18 protein-coding genes are annotated in these 21,117 nt (G+C 68.6%); 11 read left to right on the forward strand and 7 right to left on the reverse strand.

What is annotated here, in order from left to right:
- Positions 1 to 66: 66 nt before the first annotated feature.
- Positions 67 to 717, reverse strand: coding sequence for a hypothetical protein (locus CHU93_RS12855; RefSeq protein ID WP_094474574.1), 651 nt, complete (start codon positions 715 to 717; stop codon positions 67 to 69).
- Positions 718 to 822: 105 nt separating this feature from the next.
- On the opposite strand from CHU93_RS12855, the gene CHU93_RS12860 reads away from it, so the two are divergent.
- Positions 823 to 1,329 (forward strand): TetR family transcriptional regulator, encoded by a 507-nt coding sequence (locus CHU93_RS12860; protein WP_207759278.1) that lies wholly within the window; start codon positions 823 to 825, stop codon positions 1,327 to 1,329.
- On the opposite strand, the gene CHU93_RS12865 is transcribed toward CHU93_RS12860, so the two are convergent.
- Positions 1,323 to 2,696 (reverse strand): glutamate--cysteine ligase, encoded by a 1,374-nt coding sequence (locus tag CHU93_RS12865; protein WP_094474576.1) that lies wholly within the window; start codon positions 2,694 to 2,696, stop codon positions 1,323 to 1,325. The genes CHU93_RS12860 and CHU93_RS12865 overlap by 7 nt on opposite strands.
- A 387-nt stretch (positions 2,697 to 3,083) precedes the next feature.
- Here CHU93_RS12865 and CHU93_RS12875 point away from each other — a divergent pair, with 387 nt between their 5' ends.
- Together CHU93_RS12875 and CHU93_RS12880 are read left to right on the forward strand one after the other, a co-directional pair.
- Entirely contained in the window at positions 3,084 to 4,829 is a 1,746-nt protein-coding gene (locus tag CHU93_RS12875; protein ID WP_094474578.1) for an N-acyl-D-amino-acid deacylase family protein, read from the forward strand.
- On the forward strand, positions 4,826 to 7,120 hold the full coding sequence (locus tag CHU93_RS12880) for a penicillin acylase family protein (protein WP_094474579.1): 2,295 nt from the start codon (positions 4,826 to 4,828) through the stop codon (positions 7,118 to 7,120). The genes CHU93_RS12875 and CHU93_RS12880 overlap by 4 nt, the downstream gene beginning before the upstream one ends.
- Here CHU93_RS12880 and CHU93_RS12885 read toward each other — a convergent pair.
- Positions 7,117 to 7,914, reverse strand: a complete 798-nt coding sequence (locus tag CHU93_RS12885; RefSeq protein WP_133064401.1) for a c-type cytochrome — start codon at positions 7,912 to 7,914, stop codon at positions 7,117 to 7,119. The two genes, CHU93_RS12880 and CHU93_RS12885, sit on opposite strands and share 4 nt — an antisense overlap.
- A gap of 145 nt (positions 7,915 to 8,059) precedes the next feature.
- Positions 8,060 to 8,791 carry a 16S rRNA (uracil(1498)-N(3))-methyltransferase gene (locus CHU93_RS12890; protein ID WP_094474581.1) on the reverse strand — a complete coding sequence of 244 codons (732 nt, stop codon included), beginning with the start codon at positions 8,789 to 8,791 and terminating at the stop codon, positions 8,060 to 8,062.
- Here CHU93_RS12890 and ubiA point away from each other — a divergent pair.
- The 3 genes from ubiA (at position 8,790) to CHU93_RS12905 (ending at position 12,086) form a co-directional block, all read left to right on the forward strand.
- Positions 8,790 to 9,710 (forward strand): 4-hydroxybenzoate octaprenyltransferase, encoded by a 921-nt coding sequence (gene ubiA / locus CHU93_RS12895; RefSeq protein WP_094474582.1) that lies wholly within the window; start codon positions 8,790 to 8,792, stop codon positions 9,708 to 9,710. The genes CHU93_RS12890 and ubiA overlap by 2 nt on opposite strands.
- Before the next feature lie 200 nt (positions 9,711 to 9,910).
- Positions 9,911 to 11,257, forward strand: a complete 1,347-nt coding sequence (locus tag CHU93_RS12900; protein ID WP_094474583.1) for a TldD/PmbA family protein — start codon at positions 9,911 to 9,913, stop codon at positions 11,255 to 11,257.
- A gap of 10 nt (positions 11,258 to 11,267) precedes the next feature.
- The gene (locus CHU93_RS12905; protein WP_243375660.1) at positions 11,268 to 12,086 is read left to right on the forward strand and encodes an inositol monophosphatase family protein; all 819 of its coding nucleotides are present in this window, start codon (positions 11,268 to 11,270) and stop codon (positions 12,084 to 12,086) included.
- A gap of 22 nt (positions 12,087 to 12,108) precedes the next feature.
- On the opposite strand, the gene CHU93_RS18020 is transcribed toward CHU93_RS12905, so the two are convergent.
- Positions 12,109 to 12,939 carry a PEPxxWA-CTERM sorting domain-containing protein gene (locus tag CHU93_RS18020; protein ID WP_243375662.1) on the reverse strand — a complete coding sequence of 277 codons (831 nt, stop codon included), beginning with the start codon at positions 12,937 to 12,939 and terminating at the stop codon, positions 12,109 to 12,111.
- A gap of 204 nt (positions 12,940 to 13,143) precedes the next feature.
- Between CHU93_RS18020 and CHU93_RS12915 the strand changes: the two genes are divergently transcribed.
- Genes CHU93_RS12915 through CHU93_RS12925 form a run of 4 tightly spaced genes read left to right on the forward strand, consistent with a single transcriptional unit; the run spans position 13,144 to position 16,040 of the window.
- Complete coding sequence (locus CHU93_RS12915; RefSeq protein WP_094474584.1) at positions 13,144 to 14,472, forward strand: MFS transporter; 1,329 nt, start codon at positions 13,144 to 13,146, stop codon at positions 14,470 to 14,472.
- Positions 14,469 to 15,308: a Gfo/Idh/MocA family protein gene (locus CHU93_RS12920; RefSeq protein ID WP_094474585.1), complete on the forward strand. Its 840-nt coding sequence runs from the start codon at positions 14,469 to 14,471 to the stop codon at positions 15,306 to 15,308. The genes CHU93_RS12915 and CHU93_RS12920 overlap by 4 nt, the downstream gene beginning before the upstream one ends.
- Entirely contained in the window at positions 15,271 to 15,426 is a 156-nt protein-coding gene (locus tag CHU93_RS17600) for a hypothetical protein (protein ID WP_165768731.1), read from the forward strand. Before CHU93_RS12920 ends, CHU93_RS17600 begins: the two co-directional genes overlap by 38 nt.
- Positions 15,423 to 16,040, forward strand: a complete 618-nt coding sequence (locus tag CHU93_RS12925; RefSeq protein WP_243375664.1) for a glutathione S-transferase family protein — start codon at positions 15,423 to 15,425, stop codon at positions 16,038 to 16,040. Before CHU93_RS17600 ends, CHU93_RS12925 begins: the two co-directional genes overlap by 4 nt.
- Here CHU93_RS12925 and CHU93_RS12930 read toward each other — a convergent pair.
- Together CHU93_RS12930 and CHU93_RS12935 are read right to left on the reverse strand one after the other, a co-directional pair.
- Complete coding sequence (locus tag CHU93_RS12930) at positions 16,037 to 16,585, reverse strand: SixA phosphatase family protein (protein ID WP_094474587.1); 549 nt, start codon at positions 16,583 to 16,585, stop codon at positions 16,037 to 16,039. The two genes, CHU93_RS12925 and CHU93_RS12930, sit on opposite strands and share 4 nt — an antisense overlap.
- Positions 16,582 to 19,347, reverse strand: a complete 2,766-nt coding sequence (locus tag CHU93_RS12935) for an ATP-dependent DNA helicase (RefSeq protein WP_243375666.1) — start codon at positions 19,345 to 19,347, stop codon at positions 16,582 to 16,584. Before CHU93_RS12935 ends, CHU93_RS12930 begins: the two co-directional genes overlap by 4 nt.
- Before the next feature lie 48 nt (positions 19,348 to 19,395).
- On the opposite strand from CHU93_RS12935, the gene CHU93_RS12940 reads away from it, so the two are divergent.
- On the forward strand, positions 19,396 to 20,982 hold the full coding sequence (locus tag CHU93_RS12940) for a lysine--tRNA ligase (protein WP_094474588.1): 1,587 nt from the start codon (positions 19,396 to 19,398) through the stop codon (positions 20,980 to 20,982).
- Positions 20,983 to 21,117: the final 135 nt, after the last annotated feature.

The following is a 21,117-nucleotide window of genomic DNA, read 5'->3' on the forward strand; positions in this document are numbered from 1 at the left end:
GATCGTGACGGTTCAGTGTCAGGGCAAAATGACCATCTGGCAAGACTCGATTCGCAGGCGGCCGCGCTACAGCCGTCCGCGCCAGATCAGCACGCCGGCCGCCGCCGCCCAGACCGCCTGGGCCAGCACCACCGCGCCAAAGCCGATCACGTCCAGCGGCAGCAACCCCACCCCGCCGGCCAGGGGCACCAGCAGCAGCGGCAGCGCCAGCAGGCCAAGCCGGCGGTGGTGCGGCCAGGCCGCCAGCCCCCACAGCGCCAGCGCGATGGCCCAGGCCGCCGTGCCGATCTGCGCCCAGGCGCGGGCCTGGCCGAACAGCGCCCACAGCAATGGCCGCACCTGTTCGGGCGCGGTGTATCCGGCCGCCACCATGGATTGCGCCACGGCCGACAGGGTGAAGCCGTTGATCACCGCCGCGCCGGTGAGCGCCAGCGCGCCGGCCAGTTGCGCCACGAACGCCCCCTGCACCACCAGCCGCTGGGCCCCCAGCCGGCTGGCCAGCCCGGCCTGGCCGATCAGTTGCGCCAGCATCAGCGCCAGCAGCGCGGCGTGCACCAGATTGGCCATCGGCCCGATGGCGGCCAGGCTGTCCAGCAGGGTGCGGCCATGGCCGTGGCCGGTGGGATGATGGGCCATGCCCAGCACGGACAGCGCGGCGGTGGCAACCAGCAGGACCGCAGTGGCGCGCGATTGATCGGTGGAATTGGTGGCTGGCATGGCAGGGCCCTCGTGGTTGGAAGACCAGCACGGCTTAGGCCGGCCGGCTTGACCGATCACCAGACACATGGGCATGTTTGTCTTGAAATGGACGTCGCTCCAACCTTGTCCCGGAATCAGCGTGCGCCGGATCGGCGGCCGGCGCGCACCCGCGCGGCCCTGCTGGCGGCGTTTCGCGACCTGATGTTTGCCCAGCGCTATGACCGGATCGACGTGGCGGCGGTGTGCGCGCGCGCCAATGTCGGCCGCTCCACCTTCTATGCGCATTTTTCCGGGCGCGATGCGCTGCTCACCGCGTCGATGCAGCCGCTGCTGACCGTGCTGGCCGCAGCCGCGACCGGGGAGACGGCGCAGCTGCTGTGGCTGCTGGAACATTTCTGGGAACAGCGCCGCCACGGCCGGGTGCTGTTTGCCCCGCCGCTGCGCCAGGTGCTGGAACGCACGCTGGCCGATGCCATCCTGGCCCGGCTGGGGCCGGATCAGCGGCTGGCGGCGGTGCAGATCGCCGCCGCGCAACTGGCCGCGGTGGAGGCGTGGATGACCGGTGCCGTTGCCGCGACGCCGGCCCGGATGGCGGCCCGCATCGCCGCCACCGCCAACCTCGCTCAATAGGCCTCGGTCTCGTAGATGCGGGTGATGTCGCCGCCCCAGGCGCCGTTGTAGAGCGCCAGCAGGCGATCGGCATTGGTGAGGCCGCTGGCGGCAATTTCGCGCAACGGGCCAAGGAAGCCCTGTTCGCTGTCACCCGCGCCGTTCAGCCGGGCCCGGGCGGCGAGGCCGGCATCGGCGATCTTCAGCACCTCGGCCGCCAGATCCTTCAGCGTGCCGCCATTGGGGCTGGCCGCGCCCAGGGCCAGCGCGGGCACCTCGCGGCGCAGCCGGTCGTGATCGGCCGGCGTCCAGTGCTTGACCAGATCCCAGGCGGCATCGAGCGCCGACTGGTCATAGAGCAGGCCCACCCACAGCGCCGGCAGCGCGCAGATGCGATCCCAGCGCCCGCCATCGGCGCCGCGCATTTCGAGATAGCCCTTCATCCGCACTTCGGGAAAGGCGGTGGACAGATGATCCTTCCAGTCGCCCAGCCGCGGCTTTTCGCTCGGGAGGACGGCCAGCTTGCCGGCGAGGAAATCGCGGAAGCTGTGGCCGGCGGCATCGATATACTTGCCGTCGCGGTAGACGAAGTACATCGGCACATCGAGGGCATAATCGGCATAGCGTTCAAAGCCGAAGCCGTCTTCGAACACGAAGGGCAGGGTGCCGGTGCGGGCCGGATCGGTGTCGGTCCAGATATGGCTGCGGAACGACTTGAAGCCGTTGGGCCGGCCTTCGGTGAAGGGCGAATTGACGAACAGGGCGGTGGCCAGCGGCTGCAGCGCCATCGACACGCGGAATTTCTGCACCATGTCCGCCTCTGACGCATAGTCGAGGTTGGTCTGGATGGTGCAGGTGCGCAGCATCATGTCCAGCCCCAGGCTGCCGACGCGCGGCATGTGGCGCAGCATGATGGCATAACGCCCCTTGGGCATCACCGGCAGGTCGGCGCGCGCCTTGTCGGGCCAGAAGCCGAGGCCGAGGAAGCCGAGGCCGAGTTCGGCGCCGATCTCGCGGCATTGCCTGAGGTGGCGGTTGGATTCGGCGCAGGTCTGGTGGAGATTTTCCAGCGGCGCGCCCGACAGTTCGAACTGGCCGGCCGGTTCCAGGCTGATGTTGCCATCGGCGCCCTTGAGGGCGATGACCTTGCCGCCTTCCTCGATCGGTTCCCAGCCATAGCGGGTCATCGCCATCAACAGATCGCGGATGCCGCCGGGTTCGTCATAGGACGGGGCACGCATGTCGGCGGTGCGGAACACGAATTTCTCATGCTCCGTGCCGATGCGCCAGGCGTCGCGCGGCTTGGCCCCGTCGGCAAAGACCGAGACCAGCTGGTCGCGCGTTTCGATGATTTCGTCGTCGCCCGCGGCCGTAACCTTGTTGCTCATGCCTTGCGCCTTAAACCCGTTGCCGGGTTCAGGCAATCAGACCCGGTGGTTACAGGGCGATGACAGCAAGACTGCGGCGATGGCGCAAACTGCCCCTTGCCAAAATGTCATGCATCGCCACATTGCGCCGCGATGCTGCCCCGCCCCCCCTTCAACGCGCTGGTGATTCTGGCTGCCCTGGCGCTGGGCGCCTGCGGTATCGAGCAGAGCCAGCCGGCCCCGACCCCGGATGCCGACCGCTGGGGCCACCTGCCCCCCCGATCCGGAGCGGCCGCAGCAGGCCGAAACCCCGCCGGCCGCCCCGCGGGGGTGACCCTGCGCATCAGACCAGTTTGACCCCGCGCCGGCTTCTGGCATCCTCCGCGCCATCCTGGGGAGGATAAGGCAATGCATGATCTGGTCATCCGTGGCGGCACCATCGTTGATGGCAGCGGCCGGCCGCGCTTTGTGGGCGATATCGCCGTGGATGGCGGGCGCATCACCGCCGTTGGCCAGATCAACGCGCCGGGGCGGGAGGAGATTGACGCCGCCGGCCGCATCGTCACCCCCGGCTTTGTTGACATTCACACCCATTATGACGGGCAGGCGACCTGGGATTCGGAAATGGCGCCATCCAGCTGGCATGGCGTCACCACGGTGGTGATGGGCAATTGCGGCGTCGGCTTTGCGCCGGCCCGGCCTGACCGGCACCAGTGGCTGATCGGCCTGATGGAGGGGGTGGAGGATATTCCCGGCACCGCGCTGGCCGAAGGCATGACCTGGGATTGGGAAAGCTTCCCCGAATATCTGGATGCGCTGGAAAAGCGGCCGCGCACCATCGATGTAGCCACCCATGTGCCGCACGGCGCGGTGCGGGCCTATGTGATGGGCGAACGCGGTGCGCGCAATGAAAAGCCGACCGCCGATGACATTGCCCGCATGGCCGAGATCGTGGCCGAAGGCGTGAAGGCCGGGGCGCTGGGCTTTTCGACCAGCCGCACCATCCTGCACAAGAGCATCGATGGCGAGCTGGTGCCCGGCACCACGGCCGAGAAGGACGAATTGATCGCGATCGGCCGCGCCATGGGCCAGGTGGGCCACGGCGTGTTCGAAATGGCGAGCGACCTCAAGCGCGAATGGGACGAATTTGGCTGGATGGCCGAAATGAGCCGGGAAACCGGCCTGCCGGTCACCTTCGCCATGCTGCAGTCCATCGCCAAGGAGCTGCCGTGGGAAGAGCAGATGGCCGAGACCGCGCGCGCCAACGCCGAAGGGGCCAATATCGTTGCCCAGATTGCCATCCGGGGGAACGGCATATTGATGGCGTGGCGCGGCACCGTGCACCCGTTCAAGTTCCGGCCAAGCTGGCAGGCGATCGAGGCGCTGCCATGGGCCGAGCAATGGGCGCATCTGACCGATCCGGCCTTCAAGGCGAGGCTGCTCGCGGAAGAGAATGTCTGGCCTGAAACCGATGTGCTGCCGCTGCTGATGGCGGTCGCGCTGGGCTGGCAGCTGCAATATGAGATGACCGACGCCTTCAATTATGAGCCGACCCAGGCTGAGACGATCTGGGCGATGGCCAAGGCCGCGGGCAAGGATCCGGCCGAATATGCCTATGACCTGCTGTGCCGGGGTGATGGCAGCGGCTTCATCTATTTCCCCATCCTCAACTATGCCGATGGCAATCTCGATTTCGTCCATGGCCTGCTGCACCGGGATGACGTGGTCATCTCCCTGTCGGACGGTGGCGCCCATTGCGGCACCATCTGCGATGCCGCCAGCCCGACCTATCTGCTGCAGCATTGGGTGCGTGACCGGGCGCGCGGCACGGTCACCCTTGAGAACGCCATCCGCCGCCAGTGCCACGACACGGCCCGGCTTTATGGCCTCAACGATCGCGGGCTGATCGCGCCCGGCTATCTGGCTGATTTCAACATCATCGATCTTGACCGGCTGCAACTGGGCAAGCCGTGGCTGGCCTTTGACCTGCCGGCCGGCGGCAAGCGCCTGCTGCAGCGGGCCGAGGGCTATGTCGCGACCATCAAGAACGGCGTCGTCACCTTCCGCGACGGGCAGATGACCGGCGCCCTGCCCGGCGGCCTGATCCGCGGGCCCCAGGCCACCCCGGCCGCCGCCGCGCTGGCCGCAGAATGATGCGCGCTGTTTTCGCCGCCCTGCTGCTGGCCACCACCGCCCACGCGCAGGAGCCGCCGCCCGGCGCCTTCAGCGAGGCCCGGCAACTGCCCGGCCTGTCGGCCCCGGGGGAGATCGTCATCGATCGCGCCGGCATCCCCCACATCTATGCCGCCAACGCCCGCGACGGGTTTTTCCTGCAGGGCTATGCCGTGGCGCGCGACCGGCTGTGGCAGATCGATCTGTGGCGCAAGCGCGGGCTGGGCCGGCTGTCGGCCAGCTTTGGGCCGGCCTATGTCGCGCAGGACCGGGCGGCCCGGCTGTTCCTCTATCGCGGGGACATGGCGGCGGAATGGGTCGCCTATGCGCCATCCGCCAAAAGCTGGACCGAAGGCTTCGTGGCCGGCATCAACGCCTATGTGGCCGAGGTCGAGGCCGGGCGGGCGCCGTTGCCGATGGAATTTGCCGCCACCGGCACAAGGCCGGAACGCTGGCAGGCCGATGATGTGGTGCGCATCCGATCCAACGCATTGACCAGCAATCTGGCCAGCGAGGTGGCGCGCGCCCGCGCCCTGTGCGGCGGCGATGTCCGCCATGAACCGCTGCGCCGCACCATCGAACCGGCCCGGCCGGTCACCATTCCCAAGGGCCTTGATCCGTGCAGCATCCCCGACAAGGTGCTGGATGATTATGCGCTGGGCACCGGCGACGTGCGCTTTGATGGCGGCAAGGTGGTGCTGGCCAGCCTGGACCCTGACGTGCGCGAGGGATCGAACAACTGGGTGATCAGCGGCGCCCGCTCCACCACCGGCCGGCCGATCCTGGCCAATGATCCCCACCGCGCCCACGGCGTGCCCAATCTGCGCTATCTCTCCCACATCGACACGCCGGAACTGAAGATCGCCGGCGCCGGCGAACCCGCCCTGCCCGGCATCAGCTTTGGCCACAACGAGGATTCGGCATGGGCCATCACCATCTTTGCCATCGATCAACAGGATCTGGTGGTGAACCCCAAGGGCATGACGCTGACCGAGGTGCGCGAGACCATCGACGTGAAGGGCGAGGCCCCGCGCGAAGTGGTGATGAAGTTCAGTGCCGATGGCCCCATCATCCACGAAGACCCGGCGTCGGGGCGCAGCTTTGCCTTGCGCGCCACCTGGGACCGGCCGGGCGCTTCGGCCTATTTCAACGCCACCTGGGCGTTTCAGGCGCGCGGCTGGAACGATTTCCTCGTCGCCCGCAACCATTGGGGGGCGCCGCCCTTGAACCTCATGTATGCCGGGCGGGACGGCGATATCGGCTGGGCGCCGGGCGGCTTCGTGCCGGTGCGCGCTGCCGGCGACGGCCTGTTGCCGGTGCCGGCGGGCAAGGCCCACCGCTGGACCGGCCTGCTGGATGCGACCCTGATGCCGGTGAAGCACAATCCGGCCGAAGGCTGGATCGCCACCGCCAACGAGATGAACCTGCCGGCCGGCTATCCGCATCTGCTCGGCCTGGACAGCTGGGCCGACCGCAGCCGCATCACCCGCATTTCCGAAGTGATTGCCGCCAAGCCCAAATTCGGCATCACCGATGCGATGGCATTGCAGAATGATGCCACCTCGCCGATGGCGCGCCGGGCGGTGGCGCTGCTGTCGGGGCTGGTGGGCCGGGATGCCAATGAACGCGGCGCGCTGGCCGTGCTGACCGGCTGGGATGGCCATGAAGGGCCGGATTCGGCTGCCGCCGCGCTGTATGAAATCTGGGCGCGCACCCATCTGCCCGGCGCCGCGGTGAAGGCCATCGTGCCGGCGGCGATGCAGGCCGGATTTGGCCGCACCGGCATCGGCACCGTGCTGCCGGTGCTGGAAGAGGCAAAACTGGTCACGCCGGAGCAGCGCAGCGCCATCCTGCTGGACTCGCTGGGCAGCGCCTTTGCCGAGGCCAGCCGCCTGCTGGGCACTGATCCGGCCAAGTGGCGCTGGGGCGCGCTGCATGTCGCCGATTTCCGGCCGGCGTTGCCGATTGCCGGCCGGGATGCCGAACGCCGGGTCGGCCCGCTGCCCATCGGCGGCAGCGGTTCGACGCCGATGGCGATGGGGCCGGCCGCCGACTGGCATGTCGCGTCGGGCGCATCGGTGCGCCTGGTGATGGATGTCGGCCAGTGGGACAATTCGATGGCCATCAACACGCCCGGCCAGTCCGGCGATCCGGCCAGCCCGCATTATCGCGACCTGTTCCCGCGCTGGGCCACCGGCCAGTATGTGCCCTTTGCCTGGAGCCGCCCCCGCGTGTTGCAGGAGGCGGAGCGGGTGATACGGGTGACGCCCTAGGGCTTGGCCCCTGCCCCCATCCACGCCGCCACCGCCACCATGTCATCCAGGCTGAGTTGATCGGCGATGGGCTGCATGGTTTCGGCGCCCGGATCGGTGCGGGCGCGGTTGCGGATGGCGAGCAGCTGGCGGACGATATAGCTGGGCGACCGGCCCGGTCCCCAGCCGCCCAGCATCTGGGTATGGCAGGCCATGCAGCCCAGATCGGCAGCGATGCGGCGGCCGCGGGCGATGCTGCCCGGCGGCACGAAGGCGGTGGTGCGCCCGCGTGGATTGTGGCGGATCGAATCGTCCGGATCGTCCATCAGTTCGACGATGCGGCCGGCAATCGGCTCGGCCGGGCCTGGCGCACGCACCCAGACAAGGCCGCTGGCCGTCACCTTGGGCGCCAGCGCCGCTTCCCGCACACGGATCAGGCTGCGATAGGGCAGGCGGCTGTAATAGCGGGCAAGATCAAGCAGTTCGGCATCGGGCACCTGCCCGGCCACGCGCGTCATGCTGCCATTGGGGATATAGCCTGCTTGCGCCGCCTTGCGCTGGCCGCTGCGGAAGGCAGCAAATTGCGCCACCACATAATCCACCGGCAGCCCCGAAATGCTGATGTTCTGCGGGTGGCCGACGCCGTTCGGCATATGGCAATAGGCGCAGGCAAACTGGCCGGCCGGGGCCTTGAGCACGCGAGCCGGTGGTGGCGGCTGATCGTTCGGGAACCAGTTCACTGCCTTGGCGCGATCATGCAGCACTGCGGCATCGGCCGTCACCCGGCTGCCGGGAACGGTAATCGTTGTGGCCACGTTGGCAGGTGTTTCGGGCGCCATGTTTTGAGGATAGAGCCAGGCTGGCGGCGCTATCGCTGCGGCCGCGGCGAGCAGAATCAGATGCATGGGCCGTCCCCCCGGTTGCCAGCGGTGCGCAGGATGACGGCTTTTGCCCTGTGGTTCAATGCCCGTTCAGCGCCTGCCACACCGCCACCGCGGCCAGCGCCGCGGTTTCAGCGCGCAGGATGTTGGGCCCAAGGCTGACCGGCACGACGGCCGGATGGGCGCGGATGGCGTCGCGTTCCGGGGCGGTGAAGCCGCCTTCCGGGCCGATCAGGATGGCGGCCGGCGCCGGCGCTTTGGCCCGGGCCAAGGGCGTGCCACCCTGTTCATCGGCGAAGATCAGGACACGGCCCGCTGGCCAATCGCGCAGCAGCCGGTCGAGCGTGACCGGTTCGGGCAGTTCGGGCAGGGCGGTGCGGCCGGATTGTTCTGCCGCTTCAACCAGATGCGCCTGCAGCCGGTCGCGGTTCGGCTTGTCCACCACCGTGCGGGCGGTGGTGACGAGTTGCAACCGGGCGACGCCCAGTTCGCAGGCCTTTTCCACCAGCCAGTCGATGCGGCCCTTTTTCAACGGCGCGGCGCAGAGCCAGAGATCGGGCACAGCCTGCTGCGGCGCGCTCTGCCATTCGGCGGCCAGCGTCACCGCCTTTTTCGCCACCGATGTCACCCGCGCTGCCCATTCGCCATCGCGGCCGTTGAACAGGCGGACCAGATCGCCGGGCTGGCGGCGCATCACATTGGCAAGATAGTGGGATTGCGGCTGGTCCAGCGTGATGGCGGTGCCGGCGGCCAGGGCATCGGTGACGAACAGCCGCGGCGTGGTTGACAAACGGGGCGCTTCTTCGCTCATGGGCCCCGTGGTTACGCCCCCTGCCCCGATAACACCAGATGCCGTGAAGGGCTGGATTGATTGGCTGCCGGCGCGGGCGCAGGATTATGCCCGGCTGGCGCGGATGGACCGGCCGGCGGGCACCTGGCTGCTGTTCTGGCCGTGCGTCGCCGGGCTGGCGCTGGCCGGCGGGATGGAACACAAGCCCTTGTTGTTGTTGTGGTTTGGCCTTGGCAGCCTGGCCATGCGGGGCGCCGGCTGCGTGTGGAACGACATTGTCGACCGCGATCTCGATGCCCAGGTGGAGCGCACGCGCCTGCGGCCGGTGGCGGCGGGCCGGGTATCATTGAAGGCGGCGCTGGCCTTTGCCGTGGCGCTGTCGCTGATCGGCCTCATCGTGTTGCTGCAGCTGCGCGCAACCGCGCAACTGGTTGCGCTGGCGAGTCTTTTTCCGGTCGCCGCCTACCCGTTCATGAAGCGCATCACCTGGTGGCCGCAGGCCTGGCTGGGCCTGACCTTCAACTGGGGGGCGCTGGTTGGCTGGGCGGCGGTGGCGCCGATCACCGATCCCGCCATGTGGCTGCTGTGGGCTGGCGGCATCGCCTGGACCCTGGGTTATGACACCATCTATGCCCTGCAGGATATCGAGGATGATGCCCTGGCTGGCATCAAGAGTTCGGCGCGGGCGCTGGGCGGCAGGGCGCGGGTGGGCGTGGCGGTATTCTACGCCATCGCCTTGATCTTGTGGGCAATTTCGCTCTATTTGGTGGCCGCGCAGCCGCTGGCGGTGGCCGCCTTGCTGCCGCTGGTGGCACATTTTGGCTGGCAGGTGGCAAAATTGGCGGATCCGGTGCCCGAAACCGCGCTCACGCTGTTCCGCGCGAACCGCTGGGCCGGGGCGCTGCTGGCGGCGGCCTGCGCGGCGGTGGGCTTGGCCTGAAGCCAAAAATGGCTGCGGGGCCGGACCGGATTGGTCTCGACCCCGCGCTGCACCCTGTTTGATCCCGGCTGGCCCACCCAGCACCGGCATCCGACCCACATCGTTATCGGCGCGTTTGCCGGGTTTGAATTGCACGAAAGCGACAAAAGCGCGCGTGAATAGGCCGTGACACCGGCCCTGCCCATCCCTACATCTTGGTCATGCTGTCCCCCGCTGATGCCCTGAACCGGCTTGATGCCGCCCTTGCCGCCGCAAAGCGCGCCGGCGCCGATGCTGCCGATGCGCTCTATGTCGGCGATGGATCCACCTCGGTCTCGGTCCGGCTGGGCCAGCTGGAGGATGTTGGCCGCTCCGAAGGCGAGGAGGTGGGCATCCGCGTGTTTGTCGGCAACCGGTCGGCCAGCGTTTCATCCTCCGATCTGTCCGCCGCCGCCCTCATTGAAGCGGCGGAGCGGGCGGTGATGATGGCGCGGCTGGCCCCCGATGATCCCTTCGCCGGCCTGGCCCCGGCCGATCGTCTGGCCAGCGGACCGTTTGCCGATCTCGACATTGATGATCCGGCCGAGCCCAGTTCGGCCGAGCTGAAGGCCCGCGCACTGGCGGCTGAGGATGCGGCGCGCGCCGTGCCGGGCGTGACCAACAGCGAGGGCGGCGGCGCATCGGCCGGCGTCGTGGTGATGGCGCTGGCCACCTCCACCGGCTTTCGCGGCGCCAAGCGCTCCACCAGCCATGGCACCTCGGCCTCGGTCGTGGCCGGCAGCGGCGGTGACATGCAGCGCGATTATGCCTGGCACAGCGCCCGCCATCTGGCCGATCTGGAATCGCCCGACATCATCGGCGCCCGCGCCGGCCAACGGGCCGTCAGCCGGCTGAACCCGATCAAGCTGAATTCGGGCGCCATGCCGGTGCTGTTTGATCCGCGCATCGCCACCTCGCTGCTGGGCCATCTCGCCGGCGCCATCACCGGCAGCGCGATCGCGCGCGGCACGAGTTTCCTGAAGGACAAGATGGGCCAGCGCATCCTGCCGGCCGGCATCCACATCATCGATGATCCGCTGCGCCTGCGCGGCCTCAGAAGCCGCGCCTTTGATGGCGAGGGGCTGGCGACGCGCCGCACCGCCATCATCGAAGATGGCGTGCTGACCACCTGGCTGCTCGATTCGGCCAGCGCCCGCCAGCTGGGCCTGGAACCCACCGGCCATGCCAGCCGGGGCACGTCGGGGCCGCCGGGCGCCGGCACCAGCAACCTGCACCTGGAAGGCGGCACGCTGACCCCGGCCAAACTGATGGCCGACATCAAACAGGGCGTGCTGGTCACCGAGCTGATCGGCATGGGTGTCAACGGCCTGACCGGCGATTACAGCCGGGGCGCCAGCGGCTTCCTGATCGAGAATGGCGAGATCACCCGCCCGGTGGCGGAAATCACCATCGCCGGCAATCTGATCGACATGTTTGCCCGCCTTGTCGCCGGCAATGATCTGGCCTTCCGCCACGCCAGCAACGCGCCCACCCTGCGCGTCGATGGCATGATGGTGGCAGGCAGTTGAGGGCTGGCAGTTGACGCAGCGTGCCGCTGACCTGGCCCTCGCCGCCGAGATTGCCGGCAACGCCGCCACCATCGCCATGGGCCATTTCGGCGGGCGGGGACGCAGCTGGGCCAAGGCCGACGGCAGCCCGGTGAGCGAGGCGGACATGGCGGTGAACGCCTATCTGAAGGGCGTGATCGCCGCCGCCCGGCCCGATGATGGTTGGCTGTCGGAAGAATGTGCCGACACCGCGACCCGGCTGGACAAGCGCCGGCTGTGGGTGGTCGATCCCATTGATGGCACCCGCGATTTCCTGCGCGGCCGCAGCGGCTGGGCGGTTTCGGTGGCGCTGGTGGAGGATGGCGCGGTGCAGGTGGCCGTGCTGGCCGCCCCGGCGCAGCAGCGCCTCTATGCCGCCAGTGCCGGTGAGGGCGCCACCCTGAACGGCCGGCGTTTGCAGGTGTCGAGCCTCGCCACGCTGGAAGGGGTGCGCCTGCCCATTGATCCGCCCAACCTGAATGCCAGTTTCTGGCCTTCGCCCTGGCCGGGCACGGCGGTGGCCAAGCCGAACAGTCTTGCCTTGCGGATGGCGATGCTGGCCGCCGACGAGGCCGATGCCTGGATGGAAGGGCGCAGCGTGGCGGAATGGGATGTGGCCGCCGCCAGCCTGATCCTGATCGAAGCCGGCGGCACCGTGACCGACCGGCATGGGGCGCCTTTGCGCTTCAACCAGCCGCAGCCGCTGGTGCATGGCCTGGCCGCGGCAACGCCCGCCTTGCACGCCGAGGTGCTGGGCCGGCTCGACCATGCCCTGAAGGCGCTGGCGGCGCGGCGGCGGGCGGTTGCTTGAAGCGCCGGTTGGTGATGCCTGATCAGGCCTGAACCGCGCGGCGGCGCCGGGCCACTGCGCCGATGAGGCCAAAGCCGGCGATCAGCATCGCCCAGCTCGCCGGTTCGGGCACGGTGTTCAGATTGGGGCTGGTGCTGACGGTGAAATTGGCGGCATTGCCGCCGCCGCCGAGATAGGCCGCCGGCAGGCTGATCAGCGGATCGATGAAGGCATGGGCGGTGCCGCCGAACAGCTTGACGATGGACGCTTCCATGGCGATCTGGCCAAAGAAGCTGAGATTGCCCGGATCGGCAACCAGCGCCGCGGTCGCGACATAGGCCTGCTGGTTGTACACCCCGCCGGTCAGGCCGGTGCAGTGGGGGCCGGGTCCGGCATCGGTGCGGCATTCGAACCGCCCCTGGCCAAAGCCGGCATCGATGCCGACCGTGGCAAAGGCATCGACGCCTTCGAACTGATCGCCCAGATCAACACTGTAGAAGCCGTTGAGTTCGGCGCCGTTTTTGGGATCAAGCAGGAGGAAGGCGTTGAAATCATCAAACGCCTGCTGGCTGTTGGCGGTGATGGCAAAGGTGTAGCGCAGGAAGAGACTGCCACTGCCACCGCCGGTCATGGTGAGGGCCAGGGCCGGACTGGCGCCATAGACGATGGACCAATCGGCGCTGCTGCCCGGATCCCCGCCGGGGACGGTGCCACTGCCAGGGCCAGACCCGAACGCGGCCCCGCTGCCGCCGAACATGTTGATGAAATAGCTGCTGCCCGCCGGGCCGAGCGGCACGATCGGCGGCGCCGGCGCGGCGTGCGCGGCAGACGACAGGAGCAGGGCTGCGCCCAGCACGGCGAACTTGATCTGCATGTGAACCCCCCGGTTTCTTGCCGCGAAATGCTCGGTGAAGTCGGGGTTTATGGTCAAGCGGCATAATGCGCCGCGCGCAGACATCTTGCAAAGATTGACATTCGTCCGCGGAGAGGGCCGCAGGCCGGACTCTGCCGCATTCCACAGGCTTGCACGCGGCCGCTGGCCACCGCAGAGTGCAGCGGCCCTGGGGAGGGGCCCGAAGTGCATCTGAAACGCCGGACGCTGGCGGCCTTTGCCGCACCCTGCCTGCCGTTGACCGGCGTGGGCCTGCCGATGGTGGTGTATCTGCCGCCTTATTATGCCGGCTCGCTGGGGCTGGACCTGGCGTTGACCGGCATATTGTTTTCCGCCGTGCGCTGGATCGACCTGCCGCTGGATGTGCTGTTCGGGCGCGGGATTGATCGCACGGCGACGCGCATCGGCCGGTTCCGGCCCTGGCTTCTGGCTGGCGGGCTGGTGATGCTGCTGGGGCTGGCGCTGACCTTCTTTGCCGCGCCCGGCCTGTCGCCACTGCGGGCGTTTTTCGGCCTGTTCGTGGTGTATGCCGGTTTTTCGGCGGCGCAGGTGGCCCACACCAGCTGGGGCCAGTCGCTTTCGACCGATTATCACGAGCGCAGCCGCATCTTTGGCTGGTGGCAGGCAGCCAACATGCTGGCGCTGATTTCCATCCTGGCGGTGCCACCGCTGGCCAACTGGCTGGGGCCGCGATTCGGCCTTGCACCATCGGCGGGGCTGGGCGTGCACGCCATGGGCTGGGTGCTGATCGCGCTGGTGGTGCCAACGCTGGTGGCCGCCAGCCTGTGGGTGCCGGAAGGCCAGCCGGCCGCAGCCGAACATCACGGCTGGCGGGCGATGTGGGGCGCGCTGAAACGGCCGCTGCTGGGCCGGGTGATGCTGATCGATCTTCTCGCCAGCCTGCCGCCGGGCTTTGGCGGGGCGCTGCTGGTGTTCTTCTTCGAGGCGGCGCGCGGCTTTTCGGTGAGCGAGGCGCGGCTGTTGCTGCTGTTCTATTTCGCTGCCGGGCTGATCGGCGCGCCGCTGTGGAGCTGGGTGGCGCGGCGCACCTCGAAACACCAGGCCGTGGCCTGGTCGATCGGCAGCTATGCCCTGCTGCACGCCGCACTGGTGCTGGCGCCACGGGCGGATTTCTGGCTGGCGGCGCTGGGCATGCTGCTGGCCGGGCTGCCGGCGGTGGCGCCGCCCTTCCTGGTGCGCGCCATGCTGGCCGATGTGACCGACGCCGAAACGCTGGCCACCGGGCGCAACAATGCCGGGCTTTATTATGCCGTGCTGATGGGGGTGCAGAAGATCGGTTACGCCATTCCCGTGGGGCTGGCCTATATCGTGCTGGATGCCGTGGGCTTTGATGCCAAGCTGGGTGCCGGCAACACGGCGTCGGCCATCGAGGGGCTGGTTTACCTCTTCCTGTTTCCGCCAATCATCGCGGCGGTGGGCGCGGCCTGGCTGGCCTGGGGCTGGACCATCGACAAGGCAGCGCAGGAGCGCATTGTGGCGGCGTTGCAATCATGACCCTGCGCATCGGGATCATCGGCGCGGCGCGGGTGGCGACCTATGCCATGATCGCGCCGGCGCGGGCCCGCGATGATGTGGTGGTGGCCGCCGTGGCGTCGCGCGATGCGGGCCGCGCCGCCGATTATGCCGCCACCCACGGCATCGCCCGGCATTTTGGCGATTATGCCGCGATGGTGGCCGATCCCGATATTGATGCCATCTATGTCGCCACCCCGCCAGCCTTCCACCTGGAACAGGCGCGGCTGGCCATCGCCGCCGGCAAGCCCTGCCTGGTGGAAAAGCCGTTCACGCTGAACGCGGCCGAGGCCGAAACCCTGCTGGCGCAAGCGGCAGCTGCGGGTGTGGTGATGGTGGAGGCGCAGCACAGCCGCTGCCACGCCTTCTGGGCCATCGTGGCGCAGCATCTGCCGGCGCTGGGCCGGGTGCGCCATGTGGAGGCCTGGTTCAACGCGCCGGTGAAGACCGATGCGGCCGAATTCCGCTGGCAGGCCGGGCTGGGCGGCGGCGCGCTGATGGATCTGGGCGTCTATCCGCTGACCTGGGTGCGCGCCGTGGCCGGCGAACCGGTGCGGGCGCGCAACGTGGTGATGCGGCGCGAGCGGCAGGCCGATGGCGCCTTTGCCGCCACGCTGGACCTGGCGGGCGGGGTGACGGCGCGGGTTGCGGCCCGACATGGCGGCGCCGTTCGGAGCGGAATTGCGGATCGAAGGCGAACTGGGCGTGCTGACCGTTGCCAATCCGCTCGCCCCGCAGCGCGGCGGCCATGGCATAAGGCTGGAGACGGCCGGCGACGTGGTGGATATTCCGAGCCCGGCCGAACCGGGCAGTTATGATGCCCAGCTGGCGGCCTTTGTGGCGCTTGTGACCGGGCGCGGCGACTGGCCATTGCCGGCCGATGATCCGGTGCAATCCATGCGTGCCATCGATCTGGTGCGAACTGCAGGAGAATGACGATGCTGATTTATGATTCGATCGGCCCCAATCCGCGCGTGGTGCGCATGGCGATGGCGGAAAAGGGCCTGACCATCCCGACCGAGACCATCGACATCATGGCCGGCCACAACCGCCAGGGCGATTATATCAAGAAGGTGCCGGCCGGTGGCACCCCGGCGCTGGCGCTGGACAGCGGACAGGTGGTTTCGGAAATCACCGTGATCGCCGAATATCTGGAGGAGCTGCACCCTGCCCCGGCGATCATCGGCACCACGGCGGAAGAACGGGCGGAAACGCGCAAATGCGTGCGGATCATCGATCTGGGCTATTGCGAGCCGATGGCCAACGGTTTCCGCGCCACCGAAGGCCGGCCGATGTTCGAACCGCGCTTCCCGATCGTCTCGGTGGCGGCTGGCCAGGAGTTGAAGGCGATTGCGGCGAAGAAGCTGCAGTGGCTGGATGGGCTGATGGCGGGCGACTGGGTGTGCGGTGACCGCTTCACCCTGGCTGATATCCTGCTGTTTTGCTTTGTCGAATTCGGCGCGCAGGTGGGCCAGCCGTTGCCCGATGGCCTGACCTGGCTGCCGGCCTGGCGCGACCGGGTGGCCGCGCGGCCGAGCGCAGGAGCCTAATCGTCTGGCCCCAGGCTGGGATCGAGATCGCGGGGGCGGATGAAGCGGGTCAACTCCGCGCGGCCGCCGTCGATCTGGGCCCAACGGTCGATGGCGATGTCCAGCCGGGCGAGGGTGGCGGTGGGATATTTCAGCTCGGCCTCGGCCCGCAGCGCCCCGCCGGGCGGCACCAGTTCCAGCAGCAGATCCTCCAGCCCCGGATTGTGGCCAACCAGCATCGCGTTCTGGTGATCGTCGGAAAAGCCGGCGCACAATTCGATCAGCGTGGCCGATGAACTGAGATAGATGCGCTGTTCATAGACCGGGGCGAGCGGGTGGTTGACCCCGGCCTCCAGCCCTTCGATCGTCTGGCGCACCCGCACCGCCGGCGAAGCAAACACCAGCTTGGGATCGGGCATTTCCCCCTTGCGGATGGCGGCGCCCAGCCATTGGCCGACCTTCATCGCGGCGCGGCGGCCGCGGTCATTCAGCGGCCGGTCGAAATCGCGCAGCAGCGGATCGTCATAGCCCGATTTGGCGTGCCGCAAGAGGATGAGCGTCTTCATTGCGGGCCAAGGCTTGGCACATCAGGCAGAGCTTTGCCAGCCTTCACGCCGGCCCGTACAAGCGTCACGGCTTCGTCCAGCGTCACCCGCTCGATCGGCACGCCGGGTGGGAACGCCCCCAGCAGGCGGCTCGGCACGGCGGGCCCAAGCAGCACGAAATGGCCGCGATCATCGGCACGGCGGATCAGCCGGCCAAAGGCTTGCGCCAGCCGGCCCATGGTGACGCGATCATCAAAGGCGTTGCCGCCGCCCGCCAGCCGGCGCGCCGCGTGCAGCACGGTGCGGCGCGGCCAGGGCACGCCTTCCATGATGACCTGGCGCAAGCTGTCGCCCGGCACATCCACCCCGTCGCGCAGGGCATCGGTCCCCAGCAGGCTCGCCCCCGGTTCGGCCCGGAAAATGTCGACCAGTGTGGCGGTGTCGATCGGATCGACATGCTGGGCATAGAGCGGCAGGCCAGCGCGGGCGAGCGGATCGGCCAGCCGGGCATGCACGGCGCGCAGCCGGGCGATGGCGGTGAACAGGCCGAGCGTGCCGCCGCCCGCCGCCTCGATCAGGGCGCGATAGGCATGGGCCAGCGCCGCCACATCGCGCGGGCGCACATCGGTGACGATCAGCACCTGGGCCTGGGCGGCATAGTCAAACGGGCTGGCGGCGGCGAAATGCAGGGCGGGGCCCGGCAGATGCACCGCCCCGGTGCGGGCATCGGCATCGCGCCAATCATCGGCAAGCGCGTCGGGGCGGGAGCGCAGGGTGGCGGAGGTGACGAGCACGCCATGCGCGCCCTCCAGCACCGCGCCGGCAAAGGGCCGCATCGGATCCAGCCAGCGGCGCTGAATGCCAACATCAAGCAACCGGCCATCGGCGCGGACGATTTCGAGCCAATCGATGAAATCGACATCGGCCGGGCCACCCAGGCGGGCGAGCAGCGCCGTCCATGCCGTGATCAGGCCCGCCCGCAACTGCAGGCCGGCGCGCGCGCCCTCCACCCTCGCCCGCGCCCCGCCATCCAGCCAATCGGGCGGATCATCCAGCAGCAGCGCCAGCCGGCCATCCAGCTGCGCCATCGGCCGCGCCAGCTTCTGCAAGGCCGCCGCCGCATCGGCCGCTGCCTCCACCAGCCGGGGGGACACTTCGGCAACTTCGGTTTCCAGGCCATAGCCGCTGTCCGCCTCGTCGGCCGGGGCGCGGGCCAACACCTGGGCGCGCACGGCGGCCAGCAGCCGCTCGATTGCGGTGTCGCCGGTATCGCCGGCCACCCGCGCCAACCAGGCATCATTGGGTAGGGCGCGGGCGGCTTCGGCCACCGCCTCCACGGCCAACGCCGCCTCGTCATCATAGCTGATGCAATCCGCCAGACGGGCAGCCAGCCCGCGCCGGCGCCCCCTTCCGGCAGCCCGTTCGGGGCCGAGCAGCCAGTTTTTCAGCTCCACCGCCTCGCGGCCGGTCAAGGCGACTGCGAAGGTCGCATCGGCGGCATCGAACAGATGATGGCCTTCATCGAACACCAGCCGATTGAGGCCGGCCCCTTCCGCCCGGCCGCGCGCGGCGTTGATCATCACCAGCGCATGGTTGGCGATCACCAGATCGGCCCCCGCACTGGCCCGTGTGGCGCGTTCGATGAAGCAGCTGCGATAATGCGGGCAGGCGGCATAGATGCATTCGCCGCGCCGATCGGTGAGGCCGGCAAAGCTGGTGCGGCCAAACAGCGGCGGCAGCCAGCCGGGCAGATCGCCGCCCACCATGTCGCCATCGCGGCTATATTCGGCCCAGCGTTCGGCCAGCCGGGCAAACACCGCCGCGCGCCCGCCAAAGCCGCCCTGCACCGCATCTTCCAGATTGAGCAGGCAGAGATAATTTTCGCGCCCCTTGCGCACCACCACCTTGGCGCGGCGCACCTGCGGATCGGGCCAGATGCGCTGGGTTTCGGCATCCAGTTGGCGTTGCAGCGCCTTGGTATAGGTCGCCACCCACACCGCGCCATCGGCTTCGGCCGCCCAGCGTGACGCGGGGGCGAGATAGCCCAGGGTCTTGCCGATCCCGGTGCCGGCTTCGGCCAGCACCATGTGCGGGCGGCCAGCCTCCTGCCGCGACGCAAAGGCCCTGGCCGCGGCGCGGGCATAGGCGCGCTGGCCCTCGCGGGTCTCGGCCGCCGGCCCGACCAGCCGGGCGAGTTCGCCCTCCACCTCGCCCTCATCCAGCAGCACGACACGGGGAGCCGGGCGGCTGGGCGCCTCTTCCCACTTGGGCAGGGTTTGAAACACATGGCGTTCGGGCGCCTTGGGCTTGTCGATCAGCCGGGCCAGATGCGGGGCCCAGGCCCAGCGCTGGCGGATCAGGCTTTGCAGGCTCGTCCACGCACCGTGGCGCTGCGCCCAATCGGCCTGGCCCGGCACGGCAAGCAGGGCGGCGGCCGCGCGCTGCAGGAATGCGGCGTCGCCCTCGTGCCCCGGCGGCGCGATGCCCAGCGCGGCGGCCAGCCCGCGCGGCGTTGGTATGGCAAAGCGCGCCGGAAACAGGAAGGCGAACAGCTCAAGCAGATCGAGGCCCGACAATTCGCCCAGCCCCAGCCGGCTGGCGGTGACCGGCGCATTCAGCAGCAGGTGGGGCGAATCGCCGGCCCGGGCAATCGCCTCCCCCCGGCTCAACCCGCGCACCTGGCCGCTGGCATCGCCAATCCACACGCCGGCATGGCTGGCCACCAGCGCCGGGATGGCCATGCCACGTTCGCTGCCGCGATCGCTGGATTCTGTTGCACTCATGGCCATCAGTCGTCACAGGGGGGCAAAGCCAAGCGATAGCCAAAAGCCATGACCATCACCACCGAAACCCTTCAAGCCGCCGCCCTGGAAAACAAGGCATGGCCGTTCGAGGAAGCCCGCAAGATCCTCGCCCGTTACCCGAACGGCGTGCCCGCCGGGCAGGCGGTGATCTTTGAAACCGGCTATGGCCCGTCGGGCCTGCCGCACATCGGCACCTTTGGCGAAGTGGTGCGCACCACCATGGTGCGTCGCGCCTTTGAAGCGATGGCGCCGGGGGTGAAGACCCGCCTGATCGCCTTTTCGGATGATATGGACGGGCTGCGCAAGGTGCCCGACGGCATCCCCAACCCGGAGATGCTGCGCGAAGACCTGGGCAAGCCGCTGACAAAGGTGCGCGATCCGTTCGGCACCCACCCCAGCTTTGGCCAGCACAACAATGCCCGGCTGCGCGCCTTTCTCGACAGCTTCGGCTTTGATTACGAGTTCATGTCGTCCACCGAATGCTATGCCAGCGGCATGTTCGATGCGACGCTGCTGAAGATTTTGGCCCATTATGATGATGTGATGGGCATCATCCTGCCGACGCTGGGCCCCGAACGGCGCGCCACCTATTCGCCGTTCCTGCCGGTCGATCCGGTGCTGGGCACGGTGCTGCAGGTGCCGATCATCGCCCGCGATGTGGCGGCCGGCACCGTCACCTACATCCGCCCCGGCACCGACGAGGAGGTCACGGTTCCCGTCACCGGCGGGCACTGCAAGCTGCAGTGGAAGGTGGATTGGGCGATGCGCTGGCTGGCGCTGGGCGTTGATTATGAAATGGCCGGCAAGGATCTGATCGACAGCGTCATCCTCAGCGGCAAGATCGTGCGCGCGCTGGGCGGCAATCCGCCCGCCGGCTTCAATTATGAGCTGTTCCTCGATGCCGAGGGGCAGAAGATTTCCAAGTCCAAGGGCAACGGCCTCACCATCGAACAATGGCTGGATTACGGCCCGCCGCAGAGCCTGGCGCTCTACATGTATCAGAACCCCAGGAAGGCGAAGCGGCTGCATTATGACGTGATCCCGCGCGCCATCGAGGATTATGCCGATTTCCTCGGCCGCTATCCCGAACAGCCGCTGGAACAGCAGCTCGGCAACCCGGTGCACCATATCCACGAAGGCAAGCCGCCCGCCGCCGCCCTGCCGGTCAGCTTCTCGCTGCTGCTGAACCTCGCCTCCGTCGCCGCCACCGATGATCCGGCGCGGCTGTGGGGCTTCGTCAAGAAATATGCACCGGGTTCGTCGCCCGAAACCCACCCGATGCTCGACCGGCTGGTCCACCACGCCGCGGCTTACGCGCGCGATTTCGTGGTGCCAGGCCTGAAGCGCCGCGTGCCGACGGTGACCGAAGCGTCCGCCCTTCGCGATCTCGATGCGCGCCTGGCCGCCGTCGGCGAAGAGGCCGATGCGGAAGCCTATCAGTTCGAAGTCTACGAAGCCGGCAAGGCCGCCGGCTATTCGAACCTGCGGGACTGGTTCAAATCGCTCTACGAAATCCTTATCGGCAGCGAAAACGGCCCCCGCATGGGCGGGTTCATCGCGCTTTATGGCCTGGCGCAGAGCCGGGCGCTGATCGCGGATGCGCTGAAGGGCTGAGGGCCAAGCGAAGGCTGGCCTCCGGCGGGCAGGTACGCGGTCCCTGCACCCGTTCGTCTTCGTCCGCGCCTTCTAAAGCTGCCTCCGCTAAAGTATTAACCCGCCTTATTCATGAGCCTTCCTGTCAGGGCGTTG

Origin of the sequence: Sandarakinorhabdus cyanobacteriorum (assembly GCF_002251755.1) — a bacterium.
Lineage (GTDB): Bacteria > Pseudomonadota > Alphaproteobacteria > Sphingomonadales > Sphingomonadaceae > Sandarakinorhabdus > Sandarakinorhabdus cyanobacteriorum.

Excerpts from the sequence above, each read along its gene's own strand:
- CHU93_RS12880 (WP_094474579.1), top strand. The coding sequence starts at position 4,826 with ATGATGCGCGCTGTTTTCGCCGCCCTGCTGCTGGCCACCACCGCCCAC.
- CHU93_RS12925 (WP_243375664.1), top strand. The coding sequence starts at position 15,423 with ATGACGATGCTGATTTATGATTCGATCGGCCCCAATCCGCGCGTGGTG.
- CHU93_RS12890 (WP_094474581.1), bottom strand. The coding sequence starts at position 8,791 with ATGAGCGAAGAAGCGCCCCGTTTGTCAACCACGCCGCGGCTGTTCGTC.
- ubiA (WP_094474582.1), top strand. The coding sequence starts at position 8,790 with ATGGGCCCCGTGGTTACGCCCCCTGCCCCGATAACACCAGATGCCGTG.
- CHU93_RS12855 (WP_094474574.1), bottom strand. The coding sequence starts at position 717 with ATGCCAGCCACCAATTCCACCGATCAATCGCGCGCCACTGCGGTCCTG.
- CHU93_RS12865 (WP_094474576.1), bottom strand. The coding sequence starts at position 2,696 with ATGAGCAACAAGGTTACGGCCGCGGGCGACGACGAAATCATCGAAACG.
- CHU93_RS12935 (WP_243375666.1), bottom strand. The coding sequence starts at position 19,347 with ATGAGTGCAACAGAATCCAGCGATCGCGGCAGCGAACGTGGCATGGCC.
- CHU93_RS12940 (WP_094474588.1), top strand. The coding sequence starts at position 19,396 with ATGACCATCACCACCGAAACCCTTCAAGCCGCCGCCCTGGAAAACAAG.
- CHU93_RS12930 (WP_094474587.1), bottom strand. The coding sequence starts at position 16,585 with ATGAAGACGCTCATCCTCTTGCGGCACGCCAAATCGGGCTATGACGAT.
- CHU93_RS18020 (WP_243375662.1), bottom strand. The coding sequence starts at position 12,939 with ATGCAGATCAAGTTCGCCGTGCTGGGCGCAGCCCTGCTCCTGTCGTCT.
- CHU93_RS12920 (WP_094474585.1), top strand. The coding sequence starts at position 14,469 with ATGACCCTGCGCATCGGGATCATCGGCGCGGCGCGGGTGGCGACCTAT.
- CHU93_RS12900 (WP_094474583.1), top strand. The coding sequence starts at position 9,911 with ATGCTGTCCCCCGCTGATGCCCTGAACCGGCTTGATGCCGCCCTTGCC.
- CHU93_RS12875 (WP_094474578.1), top strand. The coding sequence starts at position 3,084 with ATGCATGATCTGGTCATCCGTGGCGGCACCATCGTTGATGGCAGCGGC.